Source organism: Acinetobacter sp. YH12094, assembly GCF_013419295.1.
Classification (GTDB): Bacteria; Pseudomonadota; Gammaproteobacteria; order Pseudomonadales; family Moraxellaceae; genus Acinetobacter; species Acinetobacter amyesii.
In genome coordinates this window covers 24,411-51,334 of the sequence record NZ_VPAK01000002.1, presented here as the reverse complement: position 1 = coordinate 51,334, position 26,924 = coordinate 24,411, and the positions used below count along the sequence as shown (strand labels likewise).

At 40.6% G+C, this 26,924-nt stretch carries 22 protein-coding genes, 1 tRNA gene and 2 pseudogenes; 16 read left to right on the top strand and 9 right to left on the bottom strand.

What is annotated here, in order from left to right; genetic code table 11:
• The first annotated feature begins 308 nt into the window (after positions 1-308).
• A complete protein-coding gene (locus tag FTU34_RS01785; protein WP_180034402.1) occupies positions 309-1,670 on the top strand; it encodes a sodium:alanine symporter family protein in 1,362 nt (453 codons plus the stop codon).
• Positions 1,671-1,916: 246 nt separating this feature from the next.
• Here the strand turns inward: FTU34_RS01785 and FTU34_RS01780 are convergent.
• A pseudogene (locus FTU34_RS01780) lies at positions 1,917-2,273 on the bottom strand (hypothetical protein); the annotation flags it as partial.
• A 185-nt stretch (positions 2,274-2,458) separates the two neighbouring features.
• Between FTU34_RS01780 and radA the strand changes: the two are divergent.
• From radA to FTU34_RS01750, 6 genes are all read left to right on the top strand, one after another.
• Positions 2,459-3,847 (top strand): DNA repair protein RadA, encoded by a 1,389-nt coding sequence (gene radA / locus FTU34_RS01775; protein WP_180003350.1) that lies wholly within the window; start codon positions 2,459-2,461, stop codon positions 3,845-3,847.
• 123 nt (positions 3,848-3,970) lie between these two features.
• Positions 3,971-4,972, top strand: a complete 1,002-nt coding sequence (locus FTU34_RS01770; RefSeq protein WP_180034403.1) for a Tim44 domain-containing protein — start codon at positions 3,971-3,973, stop codon at positions 4,970-4,972.
• A gap of 203 nt (positions 4,973-5,175) precedes the next feature.
• On the top strand, positions 5,176-5,523 hold the full coding sequence (locus tag FTU34_RS01765) for a hypothetical protein (protein WP_180034404.1): 348 nt from the start codon (positions 5,176-5,178) through the stop codon (positions 5,521-5,523).
• A gap of 1 nt (position 5,524) precedes the next feature.
• A complete protein-coding gene (locus tag FTU34_RS01760; RefSeq protein WP_180034405.1) occupies positions 5,525-7,276 on the top strand; it encodes a PepSY domain-containing protein in 1,752 nt (583 codons plus the stop codon).
• Positions 7,273-7,611 carry a DUF3325 domain-containing protein gene (locus FTU34_RS01755; RefSeq protein ID WP_180034406.1) on the top strand — a complete coding sequence of 113 codons (339 nt, stop codon included), beginning with the start codon at positions 7,273-7,275 and terminating at the stop codon, positions 7,609-7,611. The genes FTU34_RS01760 and FTU34_RS01755 overlap by 4 nt, the downstream gene beginning before the upstream one ends.
• A gap of 102 nt (positions 7,612-7,713) precedes the next feature.
• Positions 7,714-8,226: a tetratricopeptide repeat protein gene (locus FTU34_RS01750; RefSeq protein WP_180034407.1), complete on the top strand. Its 513-nt coding sequence runs from the start codon at positions 7,714-7,716 to the stop codon at positions 8,224-8,226.
• 64 nt (positions 8,227-8,290) lie between these two features.
• On the opposite strand, the gene FTU34_RS01745 is transcribed toward FTU34_RS01750, so the two are convergent.
• The 4 genes and pseudogenes from FTU34_RS01745 to FTU34_RS01730 all read right to left on the bottom strand — a co-directional run bounded on the left by FTU34_RS01745 (position 8,291) and on the right by FTU34_RS01730 (position 11,035).
• Positions 8,291-8,815, bottom strand: coding sequence for a cysteine peptidase family C39 domain-containing protein (locus FTU34_RS01745; RefSeq protein ID WP_180034408.1), 525 nt, complete (start codon positions 8,813-8,815; stop codon positions 8,291-8,293).
• Positions 8,816-8,975: 160 nt separating this feature from the next.
• Entirely contained in the window at positions 8,976-9,605 is a 630-nt protein-coding gene (locus tag FTU34_RS01740; protein ID WP_180034409.1) for a hypothetical protein, read from the bottom strand.
• Between the two features lie 152 nt (positions 9,606-9,757).
• Positions 9,758-10,698 (bottom strand): annotated as a pseudogene (locus tag FTU34_RS01735) (DUF4424 family protein).
• A 34-nt stretch (positions 10,699-10,732) separates the two neighbouring features.
• Positions 10,733-11,035, bottom strand: coding sequence for a hypothetical protein (locus FTU34_RS01730; RefSeq protein WP_111883908.1), 303 nt, complete (start codon positions 11,033-11,035; stop codon positions 10,733-10,735).
• Positions 11,036-11,271: 236 nt separating this feature from the next.
• Between FTU34_RS01730 and ahcY the strand changes: the two genes are divergently transcribed.
• From ahcY to FTU34_RS01695, 7 genes are all read left to right on the top strand, one after another.
• Positions 11,272-12,654 (top strand): adenosylhomocysteinase, encoded by a 1,383-nt coding sequence (gene ahcY / locus FTU34_RS01725; protein ID WP_078192086.1) that lies wholly within the window; start codon positions 11,272-11,274, stop codon positions 12,652-12,654.
• Positions 12,655-12,838: 184 nt separating this feature from the next.
• Positions 12,839-13,675 (top strand): methylenetetrahydrofolate reductase [NAD(P)H], encoded by an 837-nt coding sequence (gene metF, locus FTU34_RS01720; protein WP_168378282.1) that lies wholly within the window; start codon positions 12,839-12,841, stop codon positions 13,673-13,675.
• A 32-nt stretch (positions 13,676-13,707) separates the two neighbouring features.
• Positions 13,708-14,421, top strand: coding sequence for a 16S rRNA (uracil(1498)-N(3))-methyltransferase (locus tag FTU34_RS01715; protein WP_180034410.1), 714 nt, complete (start codon positions 13,708-13,710; stop codon positions 14,419-14,421).
• Between the two features lie 183 nt (positions 14,422-14,604).
• The gene (locus FTU34_RS01710; RefSeq protein WP_180034411.1) at positions 14,605-17,481 is read left to right on the top strand and encodes an EAL domain-containing protein; all 2,877 of its coding nucleotides are present in this window, start codon (positions 14,605-14,607) and stop codon (positions 17,479-17,481) included.
• Between the two features lie 140 nt (positions 17,482-17,621).
• A complete protein-coding gene (locus FTU34_RS01705) occupies positions 17,622-19,901 on the top strand; it encodes an NADP-dependent malic enzyme (protein ID WP_078192090.1) in 2,280 nt (759 codons plus the stop codon).
• An 81-nt stretch (positions 19,902-19,982) separates the two neighbouring features.
• Positions 19,983-21,224, top strand: coding sequence for a multifunctional CCA addition/repair protein (locus FTU34_RS01700; RefSeq protein WP_180034412.1), 1,242 nt, complete (start codon positions 19,983-19,985; stop codon positions 21,222-21,224).
• 161 nt (positions 21,225-21,385) lie between these two features.
• Positions 21,386-21,841 (top strand): hypothetical protein, encoded by a 456-nt coding sequence (locus FTU34_RS01695; RefSeq protein ID WP_180034413.1) that lies wholly within the window; start codon positions 21,386-21,388, stop codon positions 21,839-21,841.
• Positions 21,842-21,994: 153 nt separating this feature from the next.
• Here the strand turns inward: FTU34_RS01695 and epmA are convergent, their stop codons facing one another.
• The 4 genes from epmA to FTU34_RS01675 all read right to left on the bottom strand — a co-directional run bounded on the left by epmA (position 21,995) and on the right by FTU34_RS01675 (position 25,159).
• Positions 21,995-22,963: an EF-P lysine aminoacylase EpmA gene (gene epmA / locus FTU34_RS01690; RefSeq protein ID WP_373684210.1), complete on the bottom strand. Its 969-nt coding sequence runs from the start codon at positions 22,961-22,963 to the stop codon at positions 21,995-21,997.
• Between the two features lie 5 nt (positions 22,964-22,968).
• The gene (locus FTU34_RS01685) at positions 22,969-24,036 is read right to left on the bottom strand and encodes a 4-phosphoerythronate dehydrogenase (protein WP_180034415.1); all 1,068 of its coding nucleotides are present in this window, start codon (positions 24,034-24,036) and stop codon (positions 22,969-22,971) included.
• A 115-nt stretch (positions 24,037-24,151) separates the two neighbouring features.
• Positions 24,152-24,904 carry a class II aldolase/adducin family protein gene (locus FTU34_RS01680; protein WP_180034416.1) on the bottom strand — a complete coding sequence of 251 codons (753 nt, stop codon included), beginning with the start codon at positions 24,902-24,904 and terminating at the stop codon, positions 24,152-24,154.
• 165 nt (positions 24,905-25,069) lie between these two features.
• Positions 25,070-25,159, bottom strand: a tRNA-Ser gene (locus FTU34_RS01675).
• 370 nt (positions 25,160-25,529) lie between these two features.
• Between FTU34_RS01675 and hutC the strand changes: the two genes are divergently transcribed.
• Together hutC and FTU34_RS01665 are read left to right on the top strand one after the other, a co-directional pair.
• Positions 25,530-26,285, top strand: coding sequence for a histidine utilization repressor (gene hutC / locus FTU34_RS01670; protein ID WP_180034417.1), 756 nt, complete (start codon positions 25,530-25,532; stop codon positions 26,283-26,285).
• Positions 26,282-26,872, top strand: a complete 591-nt coding sequence (locus FTU34_RS01665; protein ID WP_180034418.1) for a HutD family protein — start codon at positions 26,282-26,284, stop codon at positions 26,870-26,872. The genes hutC and FTU34_RS01665 overlap by 4 nt, the downstream gene beginning before the upstream one ends.
• The last annotated feature ends 52 nt before the right edge of the window (positions 26,873-26,924 follow it).

The window sequence follows — 26,924 nt, the reverse complement described above, 5'->3', positions numbered from 1 at the left end:
ATTGCGACAAATTAACGTAAAAATTTCAGAAAATACAAAATTATTTTTCATCATCTATATTTTCGGATTAAGTGACAAAGTTAATTTATTTTTCTTATATATAAAAATCTTAGCGCCAGCTCACATTTTAAAGCGACCAATAAAACAACAATTTACTTGTAATAACTTAAATTTTATGCAAAAAATATTTTACCAACGATAAAAATTTATGCCAAAAATCATGGAAGTTTCTAACAATGGCATATCAATTGCTACAGATATCAAAAATGTAGCATTCACTCACTCAGGGCCGATAAGAAGAAGATACTATGCAAGACATTCAAAATATCATGGAAACACTCAGTGGATGGGTCTGGGGCCCGTACATGTTGGTCCTCATTGTCGGAACAGGTATATTCCTCACCTTCCGACTACTTTTCTGGCAATTTCGCATGTTGCCTTTCGCATTCAAACAAGTCTTTGGCAAGCATCCTAAAGCCAATCAACATGATGGCGATATTTCTCATTTCGCCTCACTTATGACCGCACTTTCTGCCACCATTGGTACAGGTAATATTGCCGGTGTAGCCACCGCTTGTGTGCTCGGTGGTCCGGGCGCAGTGTTTTGGATGTGGATAACCGCGCTCTTTGGTATGGCAACCAAATATGGTGAAGGTGTACTCGCTGTAAAGTTTCGTCATAAAAATGAAAATGGCGAAATGAACGGTGGTCCGATGTATTACATCGAACGTGGACTTGGGCCTAAGTGGAAATGGTTGGCAGTGGTATTTGCCCTATTTGGTACTTTGGCATCCTTTGGTATTGGTAGCTCAGTACAGTCCAACACTGTCGCGCTTGCTGTGGAAAACAGCTTAGGGATCAGCACACTCACCACTGCAATCGTCATCACCATATTCTCTGCCCTCGTTATTTTAGGCGGGATCAAATCCATTTCTAAAGCCTCTTCATTTATTGTTCCAATTATGGCGGTAGGTTATGTATTGGGTGGCTTAATCATTATTTTCACCAACCTTGAATTGGTGATTCCTGCACTAAAAATGATCTTTAGCTATGCATTTACGGGCGAAGCTGCTGCGGGTGGTGCGATTGGTGCCGCGATTCGTTATGGTGTGGCACGTGGTGTATTCTCTAATGAAGCAGGTATGGGCTCAGCACCTATTGCCGCTGCTGCTGCAAAAACTGACCATCCAGCACGTCAAGGTCTTGTCTCTATGACAGGTACGTTCTTAGACACTATCATTGTTTGCTCAATTACAGGTATCGTACTGGTGATGGGCTTCATCATGGCGGGACAAAGCTTTGGTGATCAAACGGGTGCCGTACTGACGATTAGTGTTTTTGACAAACTACTTCCTGGCTTCGGTGGTTGGGTCGTGACTTTCGGTATTATTTTCTTCGCTTATTCAACCATTCTGGGTTGGAGCTATTATGGTGAAAAATGCTGTACTTACCTGTTAGGTGAAAAATCAGTAATGATTTATCGCTTAATTTACATCGCATCAGTATTTGTCGGCTGTGTTGTAACACTTGATCTCGTTTGGCTATTTGCCGATACCTTTAACGGTTTGATGGCTGCACCAAACTGTATTGCACTGTTATTGCTCTCAGGCATCATTGTGAAAGAATCGAAAGATTTTATTGAACGTCGTAAATCAGGTGAGTTGTACTAATACCTGCATCCTGCTCAACAAAAAGCCACGTGAATTCACGTGGCTTTTTTATTCGGACTGAAAATCGATATTTACTTATTGAATTGTGCCAATTTGACCATCATCAAATTTGTCGTTTTTCGTCTTGCTTTCATTGGCTGCTTCATCTTTTGGATATGATTCAGCATCTTCAATAAAGCCTTCACCAAATTGGTCACCAAACTCATTTTCAGCATATTCAGAATCTACAGCACTGGCTTCCATCAGATCAGCTTCGATTTCTAGGGCAATTTCCAAAGATAAAGAAAAGAACAATACCCCCTGAATTTTCATGTTCCCTTGTTCATCTTCAAGGTATTCACTGAGGGTTTTATATGCAGGGCTGCTTTTATCAAAAGGCACGTCAAGGTATAAATCACCTGTATAGCTATCGATTAAAGACTCACCTTCTAGCCCCATACAAGGGAAATAGTCGATATTTTGCAGGTCAAACCAGTGCATAACATCATTACGCACCGTATTTTTTTCAGGATGTTGATGATCATATTCTTCAAAATGCACAAATAACACATCACGATTTTTTTCACGTGCGATGGCATCGATATGTCGTAATAGTTCAGTCATGTGGTGACCCATTTCAAAAAATATAATGCGCTATTATAAAGTGCTTACTATGTAAAAGTGCAGCTATTGAAAATAAAACGACATCAATTGACCTTCATCAGTCATTTCATGCGATAAAAACTTGGTTTTTCGATGTATTCACCGCTATGCTGTGACTCAATTTGAGTTTGTGCACAGTAAATATTATGGCGAAAGCAAAAAGTGTCTATCGATGTGAACAATGTGGTGCTGATCATCCCAAATGGGCCGGTCAATGTACCGAATGTGGTGAATGGAATTCATTAGTCGAAGTCAATATTGCACCCGCCGTTACACACCGTGCACAACCTAAAATGGGCGGTGGCTATGCAGGCCAAGCTGCCGCTGTGACCACCTTAAATCAAGTTTCAGTTTCGCATGAAACTCGAATGGCAACAGGTATTGGTGAATTTGACCGTGTGCTCGGCGGTGGACTGGTCACAGGTTCAGTAGTGCTGATTGGTGGTGACCCCGGCATTGGTAAATCCACTATTTTGCTACAAACCGCAACCTATATGGCGGCGAGTAAAAGTTCTGCCTTATACGTCACTGGTGAGGAATCTTTGTCTCAAGTGGCTCTACGTGCCCAGCGCCTAGATTTGCCGACCGATCAACTCAAAGTCATGGCCGAAACCTGTGTCGAGCGTATTTGTGAAGTTTTGGCACATGAACGCCCTGCCGTTGCCATTTTAGATTCGATCCAAACCCTATACACCGAGACACTCCAGTCTGCGCCGGGCGGTGTTTCCCAAATTCGTGAATCGGCTGCACTCCTGACTCGCTTTGCCAAAAATAGTGGCACTGCACTGTTTATTGTCGGTCACGTAACGAAAGAAGGTTCTTTGGCAGGCCCTCGCGTGCTTGAGCACATGGTCGATTGTGTTTTGTATTTTGAAGGTCAGTCTGACTCGCGCTTCCGTATGATTCGTGCAGTGAAAAACCGTTTTGGTGCAGTCAACGAGCTTGGTGTATTTGGCATGACCGATAAAGGTCTGCGCGAGGTATCAAACCCATCCGCTATTTTCCTGAGTCGTTATGATGAAGCCATTCCGGGTTCCATTGTCATGATTAGCCGTGAAGGTACACGTCCACTTTTAGTTGAAGTTCAGGCTTTGGTAGATGATGCGCACGGACAACCTCGACGCGTGGCCTTAGGTTTAGAACAAAACCGTTTAAACATGCTTTTAGCCGTTATGCACCGTCATGGTGGCGTACAAACTGCAGGACAAGATGTCTATGTCAATGTCGTGGGTGGTTTAAAAATCACAGAAACCGGTTCTGACCTTGCGGTACTTTTAGCCTGCGCCTCTAGCTTAAGAGCTAAAGCCCTGCCACAGCATTTGGCAGTATTTGGTGAAGTCGGCCTTTCAGGCGAAATCCGCCCTGTACCCAATGGACAGGAGCGACTCAAAGAAGCCATTAAGCATGGGTTTAAAACCATTATTTTACCTCGTGGTAATGCACCGCAAAAACCCATTTCAGGTGTAGAGATTATTTCTGTGGCACGTTTACATGAGGCGTTGAGTCAGGCAATTACACTTACCGATGAGTCTTAGTCACGTTGAATCGTTTATTTTGAATGAATTTTCAATTTTTTACCGATATTCTATTGAAATTCAGTACAAATGGCGGCATAACTAGATGGCTATTTTAAATTTATATAGATATAGGAAAATTTGATGGAAGTTCGACAGCGTGGTTTGATGACTGCTCTTTTAACAGCAGCCCTTTTGGTAGCGCCGATTGCAGAAGCGAAACGTGCCGGTGGTGGTAAAAGCCATGGTATGAGCCGTCAAGCTGCTCCAACTCAGTCTTATCAGCAACCTCGTCAATCTGCTCCTGTTCAACAGCCTGCAACTGCTGGCGCTCCAGCAAAATCTGGCTCGAATGTGGGCGGAATGGTTGCTGCTGGTGTGGCTGGTGCTGCAATTGGTGCTGTCGCTGCAAATGCGATGGCCGATGACAATAACGGTCAAGCAGCTTCTGAAGCGCAAGTTCAACAACAGGAAGAGAAAGGTGGTATTCCAGGCTGGATCTGGATTTTACTTGCCGCTGCTGTTGCCTTCTTCATTTTCCGTAAGATGGGCGCAAAAAAAAAACTAGCCACTAACAATCCGTATGCGCCAAACAGCGGTGCAAACAATGCACCGTTTGGCCAGCAAAATGGCGCACCTCGTGCAGGTAATGACAATACGAATATTTTTGGTAATTCTGTAGGCGGTAATTCAGCAGCTTCAAATGCTCCATTTGGTACAGCTGCAGCAACGAACGCGCCTTTTGGTGCTGCCTATACCAACAGCGGCAATCAATTGCCTGATGGTACAGAACCAGCAACATTTTTACGTGTTGCACGTCAGCGTTTTAACCACATTCAATCGATGAATACAGCAAGCAACATTTCTGAAATTCAGCGTTACTTAACGCCTGATCTTTACCAGTCTATGTATAACGACATTATGGCGAATAAAGATGAAGACGTTGCTGAGTTTTCTAACTTAAATGCTATGGTGGTCGATTCTGCTAACGAAAATGGTCAATACGTTGTAAGTGTGCGTTTTACAGGTACGGTAAGTGAAGACTTAAATAGCCTGCCACAGCCATTTGCTGAAGTATGGCATTTTGTTAAACCTGCGGGTTCTGATCAAGACTGGTTAGTTGCAGGCATTCAACAAGAGCAATAATGTAGACAATTAAGCATTCTTGCATTCTAAAATAGCGACTCCGGTCGCTATTTTTTTTGCCTTTAATTCCCCTCTTTTTAAATCAATTTCTACTCAGCATACTGAAAAATCAATAATTTTGTGAATACATTATTCTAATTATTAATAATAATTGTTATCATTTAGATTAACTTTAATACAATTTCCAAGCGCTTAAGTATTTTATGAATAGCTCACCACCTGAGGCACTTGTGACACCCCTCACATCTGCGCTGCCTAAAACGCGTAAAGACACTCCTTCTCTATTTACCTATCGCTTGATGATTTTCTATCGCTTTGCCCTCGCTTTAGTGGGCGGATATGTTGTCGCGATGCTATCGGCCATCGTGATCGCAGATGTGTTTAGCGGAGACCGTGGAAGTGCAGCCATGAGTGCAACTTTAATTTCATTTATCCTGTGGAGCTGTGCATTTATTTGGGTCTTTATGGTAAATAAAACCCTCAAAGCAACTTTAGGCATTGTGATCCCTGCGGTATGTTTGTATGCCATTTACATGATGATGGGAAGCTAAAATGCGTGTTGATGCAAAAGTAGAGGGACCGCGCCAGTCCATGTCTTGGCTGCATACATGGGCTAGCCTAATCTTAGGTTGGTTGCTGTACGCTATTTTCCTGACCGGAACCCTGAGCTTCTTTAAAAATGAAATCAATGTTTGGATGACACCTGAGCTGCATCAATCTGTTCCAGCCAGTTCACAAGTCCAACAAACTGAAGTCGCACTGAATTATTTACAGCAAAATCATCCGAATGCAGGTGCTTGGAATATTTTGCTGCCGAATACGCGTCAAAATGCCACATTAATTACCGTTCGTGAACAAGGTGAAGACCCTCGCGCACGCCGTGGTGGTAAACAAATCTACATTGATAGTGCTACAGGTGAAGTGCTTGAGCCGCGCGATACGCGTGGTGGTAATTTTCTCTATCGTTTCCATTTCGAACTGTATGGTATGCCACGTATGTGGACGCGATGGTTTGTCGGGATAGCGACACTGTTGATGTTAGTTGCCATCATTAGTGGTGTGATTACTCATAAAAAAATCTTTAAAGATTTTTTTACCTTCCGTTCAGGCAAAGGACAACGTTCTTGGCTCGATGCACATAATGCAACCGCAGTATTTGCGCTCCCCTTCCACATCATGATTACCTTTAGTGGCCTGTTGCTGCTGTTATTTACGATCATGCCTTGGGGGATTGAACGTATTTATGAAAACCGGGGACAATTTTTACAAGAACAAAATCGTGCTTTGGTTCAAGAAAATAAACCTGAAGGACGTGAATCTGCTCAAGGACGCGAAGAACGTGGCGAACACCCACAGCAAGCCCGTGCCAATTCTGCACAAAACCCAGGTGAAAATCGCGCTGAGGGCCGTGGTGAAGGTCGAGGAGATCGTCGCTCTAAACATGAAGAGCAACCTGTTGTTGCTGCGCCGTTGACCAACTTAGCACCAATCGTGACTGCGGTTCAGGCTGAATGGAAAACTAATCCTATTAGTACCGTTAGCATCATTGCACCGAATACAGACCAAGCTAAAATTGAGCTACGCGCCTTACATGGTGAAAGTGTTGCATATCGAAATGTCTATGCAAGTAAACAATTTGATGGCGTAACAGGCAAAGACTTAACTGACGAAAGTGCCAAGTTAAAGCACCCTTCTGTACCGATGGGTATTTACAATGTAGTGACCACGCTACATGAAGCACGTGGTGTAGACTTAGCTCTACGTTGGCTGCTGTTTATTTCAGGGATTGTAGGCACCTTGATGGTCGCTACAGGTCTCATTCTGTGGTGTGTAAAACGTGCGCCGCAACAACAGAAACAAGGTTTTAAATCATTTGGTTATCGTACGGTTGAAGTGACCAATATTGCAGCGATTATTGGTTTACCCATTACCTGCGCAGCATTTTTCTATGCCAACCGTTTTATTCCCGCACAGCTTGAAAACCGCTCGGAATTAGAAATTCGTAGTTTCTTTATTGTTTGGCTACTAACGCTTATTTATGCGATGTTCCGTACGCATCGTCAAGCGTGGCTAGAACTTTTAGCTTTTGCCACAGCAATTTTTGCCTTACTGCCGATTGTAAACTTCATGACTGGTGGTCAAGCGCTTTGGAATACCATGGCAAATGGCCAATGGATGATTGCATCCTTTGATCTTGCAATGTGGCTTTTGGCTATCTTGTTTGCCTATTCATTTTACAAAGTGAAAAAGCATCAAGGGCTGCCTGTTAAAAAAGTACGTGGCACAAAGGAGGTTGAAGCATGATGTTCTTTCTTCTGATTTGGGCACTGAGTAGCTTAGGTTTTTTTGCCTTGGCATGCAGCATGTCTAAACATCAAAAGCAGTTTCACAGCAAAGAGTTAAGTGTGGGCCAAACACGATTAGCCACGCTAGTCGGCTGGGCGCTATTGATCATCGCCTTACTACTTTGCCTCTCACTTGGCACGCCGAGCAATAACATCAGTTATTGGTTTGGCGCTCTGACCATTGCGGCTTTATTTGTCGGGCTATGTATTAGTTATATCGCTGAATACTTTTGGAAAATTATTGGTGCATTGGTTGTCGTATTTGTATTGTCAGCAGTGTTATTGAAATTTTAATTCATTAGACAAGCTTCTCTAAACATTGAAAGCCAATCTTCGGATTGGCTTTTTTCATGCCAACCGATTAGGCTATGCCTATTCTGCTCTTTTGGATTACACATGTCTGAACTTTCAATCTCTCCTGCTTTATATAACCGCGCTATGGCAGGCAATAAAGATGCTCAATTTGAACTGGCTGAAATTTATATGCAAAGTGAAAATGATGAGCATGTTGAACTTGCTGAAGAATGGGCACTCAAAGCAGCTCAGTTAGGTCATGTAGAAGCAATGTATTGGCTGGGTGAAGGCTATGCAGTCTATGCCAAAGACATGCTCGAAGAAGATCCTGAAGAATCTAAAACCTATTTTGAGCATGCGCACCGCTGGTTAGAACAAGCGTCAAAACATGACCATCCTGCTGCAATTTTAGAATTGGCCAATTTTTACCGTCGCGGCGATGTGGTGGAAAAAGATGTCGCTAAATCCATTGAACTGGTTGAACAATCTGCAAAATTAGGTGAAGTTCAAGCCATGCGTGATTTGGCTTTTATTTATGCTAATGGATTAGGCATCGACGCTGATGAAGAAAAAGCAGATTTTTGGAATGAAAAAGCCAATGTGGCTGAGCAGTAATCCAATTATTTTCTAAAAAATAAAGCCCATCTCATGATGGGCTTTTTGCTTTTAACAAAATGACTCAGCTCGCCACATAGTCATTTACATCTACAGTAATCACTTGTCGGCAAATGCCTTCTGCTCCACGCTGCTGTTCAAATACCTCTGCTGGCATGGCATCAAAACTGTCAAAGAAACTAATTTCAGTTTCGTCAATGTCATACACCAAAGAATGATTCCCCACGCCCTCTAGAGTATCGTAATACACAATCACAAACTGATTTTGTTCAAAAGCCTGCTGAATTTGTGCATAGCCAATTGCAGGCAATATAGGCAGTTCCAATTGGTCAGCTTCCGCATAGCTGCGTTTTTCACTGTCTTGCAACTCAGGATCATGCTCTGTGTAAAACTTTACTTGAAAGCCAAACTTTCTCAGTCCTACAGCTAAACCAATGGTGGTTGTGCCATGCTCTGCCTCATAGCCGCAGACTTCGACCAACTGTTGAACATCCGCATCAATGCCTAAATGCTGCAACAGCATCCATACTGCAAAAATGCCGCCATTGGCTTCAAGATTGGCTAATTCTTCAGGCATTTCCAAAGACATAATAAGAACTCACAACTTAAATTTGCAGTGATAATAAACAAATCAGCGCGATTTGTACGGCAATTTTTATAAACATAGTTATGCCGCATCAAAAAAAATTTATCCCTAGTGCAGAAGTTTTTTAGGACGAAGATGTTTACTCCATATCAGGTTTAGCTTTTTACACCTTTGCCTTAGGCTTAGTCTTACTTTTTTTAGCGGTCTTAGATTCTTTCGAATCAGAAAAGGCATCCCACAGCAAAATGACAACGATAAGAACTAAAACCAAGGACAGCATTTGAAGGCCGTAAATCAGCCATGCAAACCCTGAATTACGAAGTTCAAAATAGTCTTGGTTAAGAAAAAATCGTGATTGATTCGGATTTTGAGTATTTACATACACTGAATACTGCTGCTGATGTATTGCATGCTCAGTTTTGAGTGCTGCTCTGACTTTTAAATCCTGCGACGTTTCAAGAAACCAAAGCATATATTGCGGGTCAAGTTTATCTGCAACACCTGTACTTATTTGCTCATTCAGCATGTATTGGTATTGCACTCGCGTATACGCATATTGCAGTGAACGCCTTTGCCTATAATCATCAATTTCAACTTGATTAATCTGAACCTGATCTGCCAAAATCCAGTTGGGATGAGTCAGTTGAAATTCTTTAATTTGTAAAAAACTTGAACTAAAAAATATGGCTAAAACAGTACTATACAAAACAATAAAACTGAGGCCATGACACAACCAGCTCCATGATTTTTTGCTGATAAATCTAAATACTGCATACAGCAAGCCGTACAACATTATTGAAAACAGCAACAAATGCCATTTGTCATTTTCATAGAAAAAAGTATAACAACCATATAAACAGGCACACATTCCCAAGAAATATGCAGCATATGATTTAAATTTTTCTAGGCTCATTACTTTGGTTATATCTCTTGCTGGATTGTGTCTTATGACGGACGTTTACTCACAAAAATAATGTCCAAATCTTGTTTCGGTACAAAATTCTTTTCAACCATTTGAAACTGCGTAGCGCTGATTTTCTTCACTTTACCTGCCCAGCAAAAAGAAACCAGCTCTCCTGCATCACGCTCGATAGTCAGTTTAAAATCTTGAATAGGCTTTGCCCAATTGGCGCCAGTTTTTAAGATATAGCCCAGTGCTTGAAATGGTGCATGCTGTGATTTGGCCTTTCTGAGTCCTGCCTTAAACTTTTGATCCATACAATAACTTTGATTATATTCATCAGGATATAAAGCCACAGACCCGCCCACCAGCGGTGCATATTGATGCTGTACACGTGTGAGCGCATTGGCTTTAAAGGTTTGCTTCCAGCTGTAAATCACCTGAGATGACCATGAAATTTCTTCACTCGAATCATTGGGCAATACTTTTTGCAGCGCTGCATTTTTACAGTTTCTGAGCTTTGTCTCGAATGTTTCATATTCATCATCTTGCCTGCTCCACGGATTCAGCATGTCTTTTTCCGTAAACCCGCATTGCTTAAAACTCTCCGTCATATCAATCGGGCTGTTTTTTCATCTTTTTGAATAAAAGTGCGCACATGCATTTCTGGCTGAATCGTTTTTCCATTCACCTGAACTTTAAAACTTTTGAGCAGCTTTTCTGTATTGGCAAAATCAGATTCAAAGAAGTTTTCAACTTTTGGCAGCGGAAATAAGACCGTTTCAGTCACATCTTTATTGCTTAAATTTTTGAACTGGTAATCGACCTTGATGATTTTTTTACTAATAAACAGGTCTTCACTGAACATTTGAATATCTTTATTTTTCAGGTATTGCACACCGCCTGTTGCCACATAGCCTGTTGAATCGTTGGCATATGTTAGTGCTGAAAAACACAAGCATATGAATGCAGTTAATTTTTTCATTATTAGCTTCCAATTTTTTATATTTAAAATTGCACTAGAATATCATCGACCATTTTTCAGGAATATACTCAGAAATTAGCCCTATCCCGATAATTATAAGGGCAATGATGCCAATCAAAATAATAAAACTCACTGCTTTTATGACTACTCTAAGGGTTAAATTTAAGCCTTTCGTATAATTTTCAATAAAGCCTGAAAATTTAAATAAGGATAAAACCCCAATCAAAATTAAAGGCAGAAAAAAAATATCTTGTGGTGAAAAGTCGCCTCGCCTTGCTGAGACAGCTTGTGAAGATACGAGTAAAACTAGGAAAATATTAAATTTTAATATATTCATGATATGTACGTTATTATCTTTTTATTATCAGATTATTCATCTACATATTAACCAATTTTTGATTGGAACTCACTCTATTTCCAAGTACAATACTGCCCTAGTCGAGGGATGCTGCGACTTTCTTATAGGCACTAAATATAAGATCGCTAGGCTCGACGATTCGGTTGGACACTCGTTCCAATCAACAACGGCATCCGCGAACATAATGATCAATTGTTTTTATTAAGGAGATCGTGATGAACGCGGTTAATGCTTCATTTACAGATTATAAAGTTGCCGATATTTCACTAGCTGACTACGGCCGTAAAGAAATCAAACTTGCAGAAGCAGAAATGCCAGCCCTAATGGGTCTTCGCAAACGCTATGCAGCGGCTAAACCGCTTGCTGGTGCGAAAATCCTTGGCTGTATCCACATGACCATTCAAACTGCAGTTTTAATTGAAACTCTAGTTGAATTAGGTGCAGAAGTTCGCTGGACTTCTTGCAACATCTTCTCTACTCAAGACCACGCTGCTGCTGCAATCGCTGCTGCGGGTATTCCTGTATTTGCTTGGAAAGGCGAAACTGAAGAAGAATACATGTGGTGTCTTGAACAGCAAATCAATGTGAACGGTACACCTTGGGATGCCAACATGATTCTGGACGATGGCGGTGACTTAACTGCGCTTGTTCACGAAAAATATCCTGAAGTGATTGCTAAAATCCACGGTATTACAGAAGAAACCACTACAGGTGTTCAACGTCTTTACGAAATGCACCGCGACGGTACTTTAAAAGTTCCAGCGATTAACGTAAATGACTCTGTCACTAAGTCTAAAAACGACAACAAATACGGCTGCCGTCACTCACTAAACGATGCAATCAAACGTGGTACAGATATGCTTTTATCTGGCCGCCGTGCACTTGTAATCGGTTATGGTGACGTAGGTAAAGGTTCTGCTCAATCACTTCGTCAAGAAGGTATGATTGTACGTGTCACTGAAGTTGACCCTATCTGTGCAATGCAAGCATGCATGGACGGTTTCGAAGTTGTTGCTCCGTATAAAAATGGCATTCAAACGGGTAAGAAAGAAGACATCAACCTTGATCTTCTTCAAAATACTGACTTGATCGTAACAACAACTGGTAACTACCACGTATGTGACGCTGCAATGCTTGATTCATTAAAAGCGGGCGCTGTGGTTTGTAACATCGGTCACTTCGATACTGAAATCGATACAAACTACCTACGTGGTTACAAGTGGGTTGAAGTTAAGCCACAAGTTCACCAAGTGTATCGTTCAGAAAATGAAAATGATTACCTTATTCTTCTTTCAGAAGGCCGTTTGGTGAACCTTGGTAATGCAACCGGTCACCCTTCACGTATTATGGATGGTTCTTTTGCCAACCAAGTATTGGGTCAAATGCACCTATTCGCTGAAAAATTTGCTGATCTTCCTGAAGATCAAAAACAAGCTGCGATCCGCGTAGAACTTATTCCTAAGAAATTAGACGAAGAAGTTGCTGCTGCAATGGTTGCAGGTTTCGGTGGCGTATTAACGACTTTGACTCAAGAACAAGCGGATTACCTCGGTGTTCAAGTTGAAGGCCCGTTCAAAGCTGAGGCTTATAAATACTAAGTTTTATAAATACCTCTCCCTAACCCTCTCCTGAGCGAGCTTCAAGCACTGCTTTGAAGCTCAGTGCAAGAGAGGGAATATTCATTAAAATGTGGATATTCACGAGAGTAAGTCCTCTCCTTTCAGGAGAGGATTTAGGAGAGGTCAAAAATATTAATAAGTATTTATAAAAAAGGATTTGAACATGTCAAAACAGATTCCTATTTCCTTTGAGTTTTTCCCGACTAAAACTGATGCGGGCGCGGAAAAACTTAAAGTTGTCCACCAAGAACTTCAATTATTAAATCCTGAATTTTTCTCTGTAACATACGGTGCAGGCGGTTCTACCCGTGAACGCACTTTGTCTACATTGAATGATTTCAACGGTAAAGGCACACCGGTTGCCCCTCACCTGTCTTGTATTGGTGACAGCAAAGAACGTATTGCTGAATTGCTGGATTTGTATAAATCGCAAGGCATTGACCGTATTGTTGCGCTGCGCGGCGACTTGCCGTCTGGTCAAGTGGGCTTGGGCGAATTGCCTTATGCAACAGATCTTGTGCGTTTCATCCGTGAGCACACTGGCGATCACTTCAAAATTGAAGTTGCAGCATACCCAGAAATGCACCCGCAAGCAGACAGCTTTGATCTCGACATCAAACGTTTCTGCGACAAAGCCAATGCAGGCGCAAACGCAGCTTTGACACAGTTCTTCTTTAACCCAGATGCATACTTCTACTTTGTAGAGCGCATTCAAAAAGAAGGCGTGAACATTCCTGTCGCTCCAGGCATCATGCCTATTACCAATGCAAGTAATTTAATTCGCTTTGCTGATGGTACAGGTGCAGAAATTCCACGTTGGATTCGCAAACAGCTTGCGACTTATGGCGACGATACAGCGTCAATCAAAGCCTTTGGTCATGAAGTGATTGTAAAACTTTGCGAACGCCTGATTGCTGGTGGTGCGCCAAGCCTGCACTTCTACACCATGAACACCACTGACCCTACACGTCAACTTGTGAAAGACCTCGGTCTTGCATAAGACATTTCGACCTTTTTGAGAGTAAAACTTTAATGCCACGTTTTTATATTGAAGCTGATTTAACTGTTGGTACGACTGTTGAATTAACGGAAACAGTGTTTCATCACTGGGTAAAAGTTTTACGTGCTCAAGTGGGCGAAACAGCCACTTTGTTCAATGGGCAAGGTGGCGAATACCATATTGAATTGGTTGAAATCGCTAAAAAGTCGGCTGCCGTCCAAGTTTTGCAATTCAATCCAAGCAATCGCACACCACATTTTACGGCACTATTGGGTCAAGTGATGAGCAAAGGCGACCGCATGGATTATGCGATTCAAAAAGCGGTGGAACTCGGTGTTTCTGAAATTCAACTACTCACTTCAGAACGTTGTGAGATGCGTTTGAAGTACGATCGTGATCAAAAGAAACTTGACCATTGGCAAGGCATTGCTATTGCTGCTTGCGAACAGTGTGGACTCAACATTGTTCCTAAAGTACTTCCGCCTCTTTCCCTTGAAAAATGGTTGGAAAGTGACCTACCGACAACAAAATTGGTACTCGCACCCAATAAAGATGAAATTGATGTATTAGCTGATGCTGACCCACAATTTGCCTTACTGATTGGCCCTGAAGGTGGCTTGAGCGAAGCCGAGATCAGCGCAGCAAATGAGAAAGGTTTCGTGAACTGGTGTATCGGTGAACGTGTCCTTCGCACAGAAACTGCACCTGTAGTTGCACTTTCAATTTTAAATTATAAATTTATTTAATTTTTACTCGATAGTTCATCTGAAAGCATCAATGATGGCATCCTTGATATTGCTTTTTATTTGTAACGCAATTACCCTAGAGTCAATAAAAACAAATGATTTGTTACCAAGAATAAACAAATACTCTCAGGAACAATACAAATACAACGATCTAGATTTAGTTAAGGCAGGGTTTTTATATTCATGACGTATAAACAAGATGAATATATCAAGCAGTACAATCATACTGCTCAAATTGCGAACACGATTCGCCATAGCCGCTATTTTTTAGTCAGTATCCTGATTATTTGCTTATATATTTTTTCGATATATCAAATTTTTTATAAATCGCCATCTTTGTATTTCAATATTTGGTTTATTTTTACAGAAGTTTTTGTCAGTTTATGCTGGCTGATGAGCACCGTTTATTTTAAACCCGAACAATATTCACTGATGATTGCGCATCGTTGGCTACAGTTTCAGTGTTTTTCAGTTGGTACGTTGATTGCGAGCGGTATCTTTTTAATTTTTTACTATTTACCTGCGACCAATCAAAGCTTTGAACCGATTCAGGCCTTAACGCTCTCCGCCCTACTCTTGATCGTGACACAAACCTTTGGTTTGACCTATTTAACGCAAAAACTCAATTATTTTTGTTTGGCCTTCATCCCGTCTATTGTGCCGTATCTGATTGCACAGTTCTTTTTCTTAGATGGTTCAAATCACTTATTTAGCCTGAGTATTAATTTTGGGCTCATTGTGATTCTAATGTGCGCCATGACGTCGTATCGGATTCACCGTCGTGTATCGACCTTACATGCTAAAAATAACCTACTGGTCGATAGTGCCAAGCAACAAGTCAAATGGACTGATGAACTGTGTCAGCAGCTCCAAGATGAAGTCAACAAATCACGAGACATCGAATTACAGCTACAACTGGGTAACCAAATCCTTGAACAGAAAGTTAAAGAGCGGACCTTCGACATTGAGCAAATGAACAAGGATTTAGAAAACCAACAAGCCAATTTAGTCCTTGCGCATGAAATCGCCGGTTTACGTCCTTGGGATTGGAATATCAAAGATCGTAAAATCGTTGTCACCAACTATAAGCAAGAAAAAACCCTTAGACATTCGAAAGAGCATCAACAACAATTACAGCATGTGATCCATCCTGATGATATTCCTCATTTTAAGTCGGCAATGATTCAACATCTACGTGGATTTAAAGATCGTTATGAGGCCACCTATCGAATTCAAAACAGTCAAGGAAAATGGAGTTGGGTACATGATATTGGGCGGGTCATTCAACGCGATCCAGATAACCGTAAGCCCTTGCGCATGGTCGGTATTCGTCGTGACATTCATCAGGAACGGACGTCTCAAGAACGTTTAAAACTTGCAGCCAGTGTACTCGAACAAGCTGCTGAAGGGATTTTCATTTTAAATGAAGAGCTGTGCTATATCGAAGTCAATCCATTTTACGAACAATTAACCGGCTTTAACTACGACCAAATTATTGGTAAACATCTTTTTGATATCACTGCAAATTACAAATCAATTCAACGCAGTATGCACTACTCGATCATTAAACAAGTGCTGAAAATTGGTGAGTATGATGGTGAATTGCACGAAAAATTTCTTTCAGGTAAAGAACTGACGCTGTGGATGCATATTAATGCGATTACCGATGATCAAAATCGCGTCACCCATTACATTGGAATTGTCTCAGATTTAACCGAACGTAAATTGCAAGAACAACGATTATCTTATTTAGAAAACTATGACACCTTAACGGATTTACCGAACCGTTTTTATTACAACTATCAACTGCATCAATATTTAGTTTCACAGCAAGATTCGATTAAACAGTTGGCTGTCATTCGTTTAAACATCGACCGTTTCCGTCCATTAAATGAATATCTCAGCAACAATGGTGGTGACGAGCTGTTACGCCAAGTCGCACAGCGTTTACGTCTAACCAATGCCGAAGCTCTGTTTGTCGCACACTTAAATGGCGATGATTTTGCGATTGTGTATGAAATTTCACACATCCGCCCTTCTGTGCAAGAGCATTGTGAACGCATCAATAAAGCCTTTAGCATTCCATTTAATATTTTTGGCCAAGATCATGTCATCACCTTATCTATGGGTGTAGCGTTCTACCCTGAGCATGGCCGTCAGCTAGATTATCTAAATAACTGTGCAGAACAAGCGCTGAGTGAAGCCAAAAATTTGGGAGGCAATACTACACGTTATTATTCCAATGAAAATACCGCATTATTAGAGCAAGGGATCTTCTTGGAACGAGACTTACGTAAAGCCATTCAAAATAATGAGCTGGTGGTGTATTACCAACCGAAGATCAATTTCCGTGATAAAAATATTTACGGTTTTGAAGCCTTGGTGCGCTGGAATCATCCTGAAAAAGGCTTAATACCACCGGGCTTATTTATTCCTTTAGCAGAACAAACCAGTTTAATTTCCGATATCGGGCGTTTTGTCCTGCAAAAAACCGCGCAGCAAATTCGCTTTTGGAATAATTTGGGTTATCAAAATATTTGTGTATCCGTCAATATTGTTGCACAGCAACTGCGCCGTGGACAATTATTAAATGATCTCGATGAAGCGATAGATGCCAATCAGATTGATGGTGCCAGTCTGGAACTGGAAATTACAGAATCTTCTTTGGTCGAAAATCTAGATTCAGTACGTGAACTATTAAATGAAATAAAAAAACGTAAGATCAATATTTCACTTGATGACTTTGGTACGGGCTATTCTTCTCTATCCTATCTAGCTGATTTTCCAATTGATATATTAAAAATAGACCGCAGTTTTATCTCTAAAATTGGTGAAAATAAACAATTGGCCATCGTTAGTGCCATGATTGCCATGGGTAAAGCGATGGGCATGACGGTAGTCGCTGAAGGGATTGAAACTGAACAGCAGTTACAGTATCTACAAGACTTAGAATGTGACATTGCTCAAGGCTATTTTTTCTCTAAGCCACTGCCACAAGAAGAGGCAACCGTGTTCCTTGAAAATAATATCTCTTCGCCTGCTTATACTTACTTAATATAAGTCACTATGCCTGAGCTATAAGATTGTCTGAAAAAGACGCGACTTCGACTGTCCCAACTGTGCAACTAATGTTATATTCAAGCGGATAAAGCAAGCATTGCAGCTTTATATTGGATAAACAAAACACAATCGAGATACAGATGGACGATCAATCTTTAAAACAGCAGGCTTTGTATTATCACGAATTTCCAACTCCGGGGAAAATCAGCGTTACACCAAGCAAACAATTGGTCAACCAACACGATTTAGCCCTCGCATACTCGCCAGGTGTCGCTGCACCTTGTTTAGAAATTGAACGCGACCCATCTACTGCTGCACTTTACACAGCGCGCGGTAATCTTGTTGCTGTAGTCAGTAACGGTACAGCCGTACTGGGCTTAGGTAACATTGGTCCTTTAGCGTCAAAACCTGTTATGGAAGGTAAAGGCGTTCTATTCAAAAAATTCGCTGGTGTTGATGTTTTTGACATTGAAATTGCTGAAAACGATCCAGACAAAATCGTAGATATCGTTGCAGCATTAGAACCAACTTTTGGTGGTATCAACCTTGAAGACATCAAGGCCCCAGAGTGTTTCTACATCGAGCAAAAACTTCGTGAACGCATGAATATTCCTGTGTTCCATGATGACCAACACGGTACATCGATCATTGTGGGTTCTGCATTACTGAATGCACTTCAACTCAATGGCAAAAAAATTGAAGAAATCAAAATTGTCGCTTCTGGCGCAGGTGCTGCTGCCCTTTCATGTTTGAACTTACTTTGCGCACTTGGCGTAAAAAAAGAAAACATCGTTGTGGCAGATTCACGCGGTTTATTGACGACTAAACGTGAAGGCTTGGATGAGTCGAAAAAGGCATACGTTCAAGACATCGAAGGCTCTCAGCTTGCTGATGTAATGGAAGGTGCGGACATGTTCCTTGGTCTTTCTGCAGCAGGTATTTTAACCAAAGAAATGGTTAAAGTCATGGCGAAAGATCCGATCATCTTTGCCCTTGCTAACCCTGACCCTGAAATTCTTCCTGAACATGCACATGAAGCACGTCCAGACGTGATTATGGCAACTGGTCGTTCAGACTATCCAAACCAAGTGAACAATGCGCTTTGCTTCCCTTATATCTTCCGTGGTGCACTAGATGTGGGCGCAACCACAATTAATGAAGAGATGAAGATTGCTTGTGTACATGCGATTGCTCGCATGGCGCATGTTGAAGCAGACGCTGCATCGTATGGTGAAAAATCTGCTTCATTTGGTCGTGATTACCTCATTCCACGCCCATTAGATCAACGTTTGATTCTTGAGATTGCACCTGCAATTGCACAAGCAGCGATGGATTCAGGTGTTGCAACTCGTCCAATTCAAGACTTCTCTGCGTATCGTCAACGTTTGTCTGAGTTTGTTTATAACTCTGCATTCATGATGAAACCAATTTTTGCGCAAGCAAAAACTGATCCAAAACGCATTGCCTATGCTGAAGGTGAAGATTTACGTGTACTTCGCGCAGTACAAATTGCTGTTGATGAAGGTTTGGCAAAACCAATTCTTGTCGGTCGTCCAGCAGTCATTGAAGCAAACATCAAAAAATTAGGTCTACGTCTTGAAGATGGCGTGAACATCACTATCGTTGATCAAGAGAAAAATCCTGATTACGATAAGTTTGCAGATGATTACTACAGCATCATGCAGCGTAAAGGCGTAACACCTGAATACGCACAGCGTGAAGCACGTCGTCGCTCTACCCTGATCGCTGCAATGCTGGTTCGTCATGGTGTGGCTGACGGTATGCTATGTGGTACTTATTCTAGCTATGACATTCACTTAGACTTCGTCAGCAATGTGATTGGGTTAAAAGAAGGCCGCAATAACTTCTTCACGCTGAATGCATTGATGCTTGAAGATCGTAACTTGTTTATTGCTGATACTTACATTAACCGTAATCCAACAGCTGAACAGTTGGCTGAAATGACTATTTTAGCGGCTGAAGAAGTACGCCGTTTTGGTATTACGCCGCGTGTAGCATTGCTTTCTCACTCAAGTTTTGGTTCTGACCAAAATGATCCTAGCGCACAAAAAATGCGTAAGGTTTATGATATTTTGTCAGAAATTGCACCTGAACTTGAAGTTGAAGGTGAAATGCATGGTGATGCTGCATTGGATGAAAATATTCGTCATTTCGCATACCCGAACTCACGTTTTAAAGGTTCTGCGAACTTGCTGATTATGCCGAATCTGGATGCAGCGAACATTTCGTTCAACTTGTTGAAATCAACTTCAGGTAGTAACGTGACGATTGGCCCAATCCTTTTGGGTGCTGCAAAACCTGTTCATATTTTAACGCCAACTGCGACAACTCGCCGTTTAGTGAATATGACTGCATTAACTGTTGCAGAGATTCAAGAAAACGAAAAATTAGCACTCTAATTTAGTTGACCTGAACACACTTTGTGACTTGAGAAAACCTCTGTTCTGTAGCATGATTGCTCTAAGAATAGAGGTTTTTTCATGCAAGTTTATTTAGTAGGCGGTGCAGTTCGAGATCACTTGCTCGGGCACCCCTATCACGAAAAAGATTATGTCGTTGTCGGTGCAACGCCGGAACAATTACTTGCTCAAGGTTATCAACCTGTGGGTAAAGATTTCCCTGTTTTTCTTCATCCAGAGACCAAAGACGAATATGCCTTAGCCCGTACAGAACGTAAGTCTGGACATGGGTATCATGGCTTTGAATTTTATACCGACGTCAATGTCACACTCGAACAAGATCTCATTCGACGTGACCTCACGATCAATGCGATTGCCATGGATGATGCAGGTCAGATTTATGATCCCTACCATGGTCAACAAGATTTAGAGCGACGCATCCTTCGCCATGTGTCTGATGCCTTCGTCGAAGATCCATTAAGGGTTTTGCGTATTGCACGTTTTGCGGCACGTTATAAAGCTTTAGGTTTTAAAGTGGCTGATGAAACATTGGAACTGATGCAAGAGCTTGCCAAATCTGGCGAGCTTGAAGCCCTTACACCTGAACGTGTATGGAAGGAAACGTCTCGTGCATTAATGGAAGACCACGCAGATGAATATTTTGAGGTATTAAGAGCCTGTGGCGCTTTAAAAGTCTTGTTCCCTGAAATTGATGCGTTATACGGTATTCCACAGCGTCCTGAATATCATCCTGAAATAGACTGTGGCATTCATACCATGATGTCGCTACAACAAGCGTGTCGTGCAAATTATTCTTTGGATGTTCGTTTTGCTGTACTGGTACACGACTTAGGCAAAGCACTTACTCCAGTAGATGAGTTACCGCGCCATATCATGCATGAAGAGCGTGGTGTAAAACCAGTTACTGATGTCTGTGACCGTATGCGTGTTCCCACCAATACCAAACAATTGGCTATCTCAGTGTGTAAAGAACATTTAAAATGCCATCAAGCCTTGAGTTTAAAACCGGGTACCTTGTGGCGCCTGTTACAACGTCTGGATGTGCTACGCCGTCCTGAACGCGTAGAGGCCTTTGTACAAGCCTGTGAATGTGATTCACGTGGTCGCTTAGGTTTAGAGGATCGTGCCTATCCGCAAGCTCAATACGTTTTAGATGCCATGCAGGTGGTTCGTAATATCAAGGCTTCTGACTTACCTTCAGATGTGAAAGGCCCTGATATTGGTGAAATGTTGATTCAGAAACGAATTGAAGCTATCGGACAATTCAAGCATGAACTCGGCCATAACACGCCTACAGCTTAAAATAAATCCTCTCAGAAATGAGAGGATTGACTTTCATCATTGCTGTTAAGCCTGCCGAAGTATTTTGAAATAAATGAAAAATTGAAATAATCTAGTGTCATCTCTGAAAATTAAATACTGATACTCAACCCAATTTAAGACTGGTAAAAAGAATAAAAATAATGAAGAAACAACTTTCCAATATATTGATTGCTATTGTCTTTTGCGGACTCCTAGTAGGGATGGGCTTTACCCAAACCCTTTTAAAAAGTTTGCCACAGCTCATCATGATATTTTTTGGAATGTTAGCCCTAGGCTCCTTAATAATTAAGCGTTCATTTATAAGCTCTATTCCTTTTTATATAGTTTTGGGAGTTATGTTATATATTAATATTTTTCTATTGGCGAGCGCTGCTGTGGATTTTATTCATCCACATCAAGACTGGACTACACAGAATGACGGGAGTATTGATAGAAGCCCAAATTTAAACTGGCTGTGGGCGATAATTGTCTCCTTTTTTCTTTCCCCACTCAGCATTGTTTTCTATCATAAAAAAATTCAAAGAAATAAAGGTCTTGAAATAGCCTTTATTACTCTTTTTATTATTGTGACATTGATAATTTATATAAAATTTTAGCTAATCTGCTGTAATTAAATTGCATCTTTTATAAATATTTAGACATATTATCGCTAAATCACAATCTATACGTTGATAGGCCTTTTTAAATTTGAAAGCTATGCTGCTGTCTAAAATGTATAAGCATTTATAGACAGCAGCTATTCAGTTCACTTATGACACAGCTGCTGGAAAACTAATGACTTTTTCAAGCTTTAGCTGATTCATAGCCACCATTAGCAATCGATCAATACCTAAGGCTATACCTGCACACTCGCTCATATGCGGTAATGCAGCAAGCAAATATTCATCAATCGGCATCACATGCAACCCAAGTTTAGCGCGCTCTGCATTATCTGCCTCAAAACGACTTCGTAAAACATCCGCATCAATCAGTTCATCATAAGCATTCGCTAACTCTAAACCTTCGATATACAGCTCAAATCGTGCTGCAACCAACTCACCATCTTCGTCCACACGGGTTTTCGCCAAAGAAGCCATTTCCGGTGGAAAATCAGTAAGGAACACTGGCGTATCAAAACCGAGGCTCGGCTCAACATAATGCGAAAACAATAAATCGATATAGCCTAAACGGTCTTCACCCAAATCTAAGCTTAGCCCCACACGACGACAGCAATCTTTTAGATCTTGTAAAGAAGCTTGTAACGGGTTCAAATCCAAACGATCCATAAAGGCATGCTTATAGCTCAAAATAGTCGGACGAATTTCACCAAAGCGCTGTTTCAAAGTTTCATTCAATAGGTCAGTCACTTCAAACATCAAGTCTTTTAAGCTAAAACCCGGACGGTACCATTCCAACATGGTGAATTCACTGTTGTGTTTACGTCCATGTTCATCATCACGGAAAACTTTACAGATTTGGTAGATAGGCCCACTGCCACTTGCCAACAGACGCTTCATGGCAAATTCAGGTGAAGTTTGCAAATAATGCGTTTGCTTTTGACCATTCACATGACGCTGAGCTTGTACCGATGCTAAATGCACATCGGTGACACCCGCTTGTGAAAGCACAGGTGTTTCCACTTCAAGCACATCACGTGCAGCAAAAAACTGGCGAATTTGAGCATACATCGTGGCACGTGCACGAAGTGCAGTGAGTTCACAACTCGGTTGAAAGTTCATTTGACTCATGCTGCTGGGCCTCCATGTGCAGCCCATTCACGGCGTAAAGGATAGGTTTTCCGTAAATAATCAAAGGCTTTTTGATCCACCTTACCGTCTTTTAGGCAAGCACGTAAGTTGGCATCATCACGAGCGATATCATAAATATCTTTTAAATAACGCTGTAATACCGTCTTAAAGTCAGCACCAGTAAAATACTGCTCACAGACGGGCAACTGACTTTCAAAAGCTTTATTTATCGGTTGATTGAAAGTTTGACAGAATGCTTCATAGATCATCTGTGTGCCACGTGCTTTACCTTCCAAGCTATAGCCTGCAATATGGGGTGTCACCACGTAAATTAAATCCAACAACGCTGCTGAAATCTCTGGCTCATGTTCAAAAACATCTAAGACCACTTTACGCTGAGTTTGTTGAATATCGGCAATTAAGGCAGCTTCTTCGACCACTGGCCCACGCGCGGAATTAATCAAAATCGCTGAAGGCTTCATAGCGGCAAGTGCAGCAGCATTAATTAAATGACAGGTTGGATATTCCCCCACTTTAGTTAGTGGCACATGGATACTAATCGCATCTGCTTTTTTTAACAGTTCTGCAAATTCAACTTGTTTCACATGATCAGATTGCACAAATGGATCATAGCCAATGACATTCCAACCGAATAATTCTGCCATGACGGCCAAACGTGAACCGACATTACCTAAACCAACGATACCCAAGGTAAATTGTTCATTTGCATTCAACAGTTGAGGTTTAATGTAGAGCAATGCTGTAATCACATATTCGGCAACCGCTTGTGCATTACAACCTGCGGCATTTGACCAAGCAATGCCCTGCTTTTCTAGAGCGGTAATATCTAAATGATCTGTTCCAATTGTAGCACTACCGACAAATTTGAGTGCGGTCTGTTGAATTAATTCTGCATTTACCTGAGTCACTGATCGTACCAATAATGCATCGGCTTCTTTGACATCCTCATGGGTCAATGTTCGACCTGCCGCTTGCTTTATTTCACCAAATTCGGTAAAAAAATACTCAGTAAATGCCAGATTTTCATCTGCAACGATTTTCATAGTTCATCTCATAATTCCACTATGAACATGATAACGCGTTGCTCATGCCATGACTATTCTTCTGCACATAAGGCACAGTGCCTTCAATCTACAACCTTGATGATTGAAAATTATATTAGCGACAATAATCTGATTGCTGATCATCAATTAAAGACAAAGCCGCCTGCCAAGCCGCTTGAATAATTGGCTCGGCCATCGGATTTTCAAACTGCTGCAACGTATGTTCACAAACCTTAGGACTCGGATAATGCAATGTATCACTCGACAACGCTTTTACTTGAATTTGACAAGCCCGTTCTAAAAAGTAAATTTCATGAAATGCCCGTGCTACACTCTCTCCAGTCGCAAGCAAGCCGTGATTGCGTAAAATCATGCAGCGAAAATTGCCCATATCTTGTACCAATCTTTCACGCTCTTCAGTTGAAAAGGCTATGCCCTCATATTCATGATAAGCAATGTTCTGATAGAACTTTAACGCATGTTGTGAGATTGGCAATAATCCATGTTCCTGTGCAGAAACCGCCACGCCATCGGCAGTATGCGTATGAATCACACAATTAATATTTGCACGCGCATGATGTAAGGCAGAATGAATCACAAAGCCCGCAACATTCACCATCTTCCCTGTATCATAAGTTTCAATAATTTTTCCTTCATGATCAATTTTGACCAAATCAGAAGCCGTCATTTTGTCAAAGGTCACACCATAACGATTAATCAGAAAATGCTCAGGTTCATGACTTAAACGCAGACTGATATGAGTATCAATTAAGTCGGTCATTTTATAATAAGCCACTAAGCGATACAGTGCCGCCAATTGACAACGCGCTTGCCATTCCAGTTCATGAATAAGCTCTGGTTTCTGCATGGATGAATTCCTTTTCTAAATCGATTAATTATGTTTTCTGTTTATTGTGAATAATTAATAGCATGTCATATTCATGCTGTATATCAACTTCGCCTGTAGAAAAAAACTATTCAAAAATTTAGGCAATAAAAAAACCCCAATGTAAAACATTGGGGTTTTTGAATATGGCGGAAGCGGTGAGATTCGAACTCACGGAGGACTCGCGCCCTCGTCGGTTTTCAAGACCGGTGCATTAAACCGCTCTGCCACGCTTCCATGGCCGCTATCATATAAATAAAAATTCAGATTGGCAAATTATTTTGCCTTATTTTGAACACTTGGCGAATCGTTCATACAAAATTTAGGCGATTCTAAATATTAATTCGTGTTCCCACTCTCACATGCCAACATAACAGTTAAAATATTATCTATAAAAACTAGAGCCAATTCACATTTTAAATTTTAATTTCGCTAAGAGATCAGATTCAAATTTTCTACCAACATTCATATAGAGAATCTAAATATTTAATTAACTATATATTTTATTTAAATTTTTTAATTTCACTAAAAGAATATCCAGATGTATATACAAGTTAAAAAATTAAAAGTAAAATTGTACAATTAGTCTTAATTACCCGAGTGAATAATGGTTCAAATTAATCAAAATAATAAAAATGCTGATTTGACATTTGATGAAAATTCTCCAATCCCCATTTATATGCAAGTTAAACAATTAATTAACAACAATATTAGCAATGGGACCTGGACGGTAAACACAAAAATTCCTTCGGAAAGTGAACTGGTAAAGTTACTTGGCTGTAGCCGAATGACTGTAAATCGAGCCCTAAGAGAATTAACGGCTGAAGGTATTTTAGTTCGTGTACAAGGAATTGGTTCTTTTGTAGCCGAAGAAAAACGTCATACTGCACTTTTTGAAATTAATAACATTGCTGATGAAATAAAAGCGCGTAAACATAAACATCGCGCCCAAGTTCTAGTATTGGAAAGTTTAAAAGCCGATTTCACTCAAGCACAGACTATGCAAATACGTGAAGGCGAAACACTATTTCACTCCATTATTGTTCATTATGAAAATGAAATTCCTGTGCAAATTGAAGAACGCTTGGTAAACGCAGCAATTATTCCAGATTATCTTGAGCAAGATTTTACTGAACTTACACCAAATGCTTATCTTATGTCACTTGCTCCAATGACTGAAGGTGAACATACCGTTAAAGCTATCTTAGCATCAGCTCAAGAATGCAAATGGTTAAAAATCACTAAAACTGAACCTTGTTTATTTATTCAACGCCGAACTTGGGCGAAAAATAATGTTATTTCAAGTGCTCGATTGATCTATCCAGGTAGTCGTTATCAACTTGAAGGAAAATTCACTTCATGAAGATAAAAGTCTTCAACACTTCTGAATATCTGCGGATGCCTTGGAAAAATAAACAAGGTTATACATTACAACTGGCGTCTAGCCATTCCTCGCTGGAAAACTTTGATTGGCGTATATCCATTGCGGATGTAAATCAAAATAGCGTTTTTTCCAAATTTGAAAATAAGTATAGATTAATTAGCTTATTAGAAGGTAAAGGATTTATTTTAGATAACCAGTTGACTCAAGATAAAGTCAATTTAAAGAAGAATGAAATTTATCATTTTTCAGGTGATGCATTCATTGCCTCTGAATTAATAGATGGTCCCATTCGTGACTTTAACTTGATCTATAATCCTACCCTATTCAATGCGGCCATGAACTATCATTCAAAAGACTTGAATATTAGTGTAAATGGCGACTTAAAAATAATTTTTATTTTCAATGCAGACAAATCTGATTTAATTATTAAAGTAAATCAGACCCATTTTTGCTTAAAAGAATATGAACTATTAAAAGTTGAAAACGAAGATTTATCTCAGATTGATTTTCAAATTTCAAGAGATTCCCTTTCTTATTTTATTATTCAACTTCAATCGATGTATTAAGGATACAAAGTGCATAAATGAATGCACTTTGCTAAATCTATTTCAAAATCTA

Excerpts from the sequence above, each read along its gene's own strand:
- FTU34_RS01785 (WP_180034402.1), top strand. The coding sequence starts at position 309 with ATGCAAGACATTCAAAATATCATGGAAACACTCAGTGGATGGGTCTGG.
- epmA (WP_373684210.1), bottom strand. The coding sequence starts at position 22,963 with ATGAACTTTCAACCGAGTTGTGAACTCACTGCACTTCGTGCACGTGCC.
- FTU34_RS01710 (WP_180034411.1), top strand. The coding sequence starts at position 14,605 with ATGACGTATAAACAAGATGAATATATCAAGCAGTACAATCATACTGCT.
- FTU34_RS01705 (WP_078192090.1), top strand. The coding sequence starts at position 17,622 with ATGGACGATCAATCTTTAAAACAGCAGGCTTTGTATTATCACGAATTT.
- FTU34_RS01765 (WP_180034404.1), top strand. The coding sequence starts at position 5,176 with ATGAATAGCTCACCACCTGAGGCACTTGTGACACCCCTCACATCTGCG.
- FTU34_RS01750 (WP_180034407.1), top strand. The coding sequence starts at position 7,714 with ATGTCTGAACTTTCAATCTCTCCTGCTTTATATAACCGCGCTATGGCA.
- ahcY (WP_078192086.1), top strand. The coding sequence starts at position 11,272 with ATGAACGCGGTTAATGCTTCATTTACAGATTATAAAGTTGCCGATATT.
- FTU34_RS01700 (WP_180034412.1), top strand. The coding sequence starts at position 19,983 with ATGCAAGTTTATTTAGTAGGCGGTGCAGTTCGAGATCACTTGCTCGGG.
- metF (WP_168378282.1), top strand. The coding sequence starts at position 12,839 with ATGTCAAAACAGATTCCTATTTCCTTTGAGTTTTTCCCGACTAAAACT.
- FTU34_RS01685 (WP_180034415.1), bottom strand. The coding sequence starts at position 24,036 with ATGAAAATCGTTGCAGATGAAAATCTGGCATTTACTGAGTATTTTTTT.
- FTU34_RS01680 (WP_180034416.1), bottom strand. The coding sequence starts at position 24,904 with ATGCAGAAACCAGAGCTTATTCATGAACTGGAATGGCAAGCGCGTTGT.
- FTU34_RS01730 (WP_111883908.1), bottom strand. The coding sequence starts at position 11,035 with ATGAATATATTAAAATTTAATATTTTCCTAGTTTTACTCGTATCTTCA.
- FTU34_RS01755 (WP_180034406.1), top strand. The coding sequence starts at position 7,273 with ATGATGTTCTTTCTTCTGATTTGGGCACTGAGTAGCTTAGGTTTTTTT.
- FTU34_RS01770 (WP_180034403.1), top strand. The coding sequence starts at position 3,971 with ATGGAAGTTCGACAGCGTGGTTTGATGACTGCTCTTTTAACAGCAGCC.
- radA (WP_180003350.1), top strand. The coding sequence starts at position 2,459 with ATGGCGAAAGCAAAAAGTGTCTATCGATGTGAACAATGTGGTGCTGAT.
- FTU34_RS01760 (WP_180034405.1), top strand. The coding sequence starts at position 5,525 with ATGCGTGTTGATGCAAAAGTAGAGGGACCGCGCCAGTCCATGTCTTGG.
- FTU34_RS01715 (WP_180034410.1), top strand. The coding sequence starts at position 13,708 with ATGCCACGTTTTTATATTGAAGCTGATTTAACTGTTGGTACGACTGTT.
- FTU34_RS01745 (WP_180034408.1), bottom strand. The coding sequence starts at position 8,815 with ATGTCTTTGGAAATGCCTGAAGAATTAGCCAATCTTGAAGCCAATGGC.
- hutC (WP_180034417.1), top strand. The coding sequence starts at position 25,530 with ATGGTTCAAATTAATCAAAATAATAAAAATGCTGATTTGACATTTGAT.
- FTU34_RS01740 (WP_180034409.1), bottom strand. The coding sequence starts at position 9,605 with ATGTTGTACGGCTTGCTGTATGCAGTATTTAGATTTATCAGCAAAAAA.
- FTU34_RS01665 (WP_180034418.1), top strand. The coding sequence starts at position 26,282 with ATGAAGATAAAAGTCTTCAACACTTCTGAATATCTGCGGATGCCTTGG.
- FTU34_RS01695 (WP_180034413.1), top strand. The coding sequence starts at position 21,386 with ATGAAGAAACAACTTTCCAATATATTGATTGCTATTGTCTTTTGCGGA.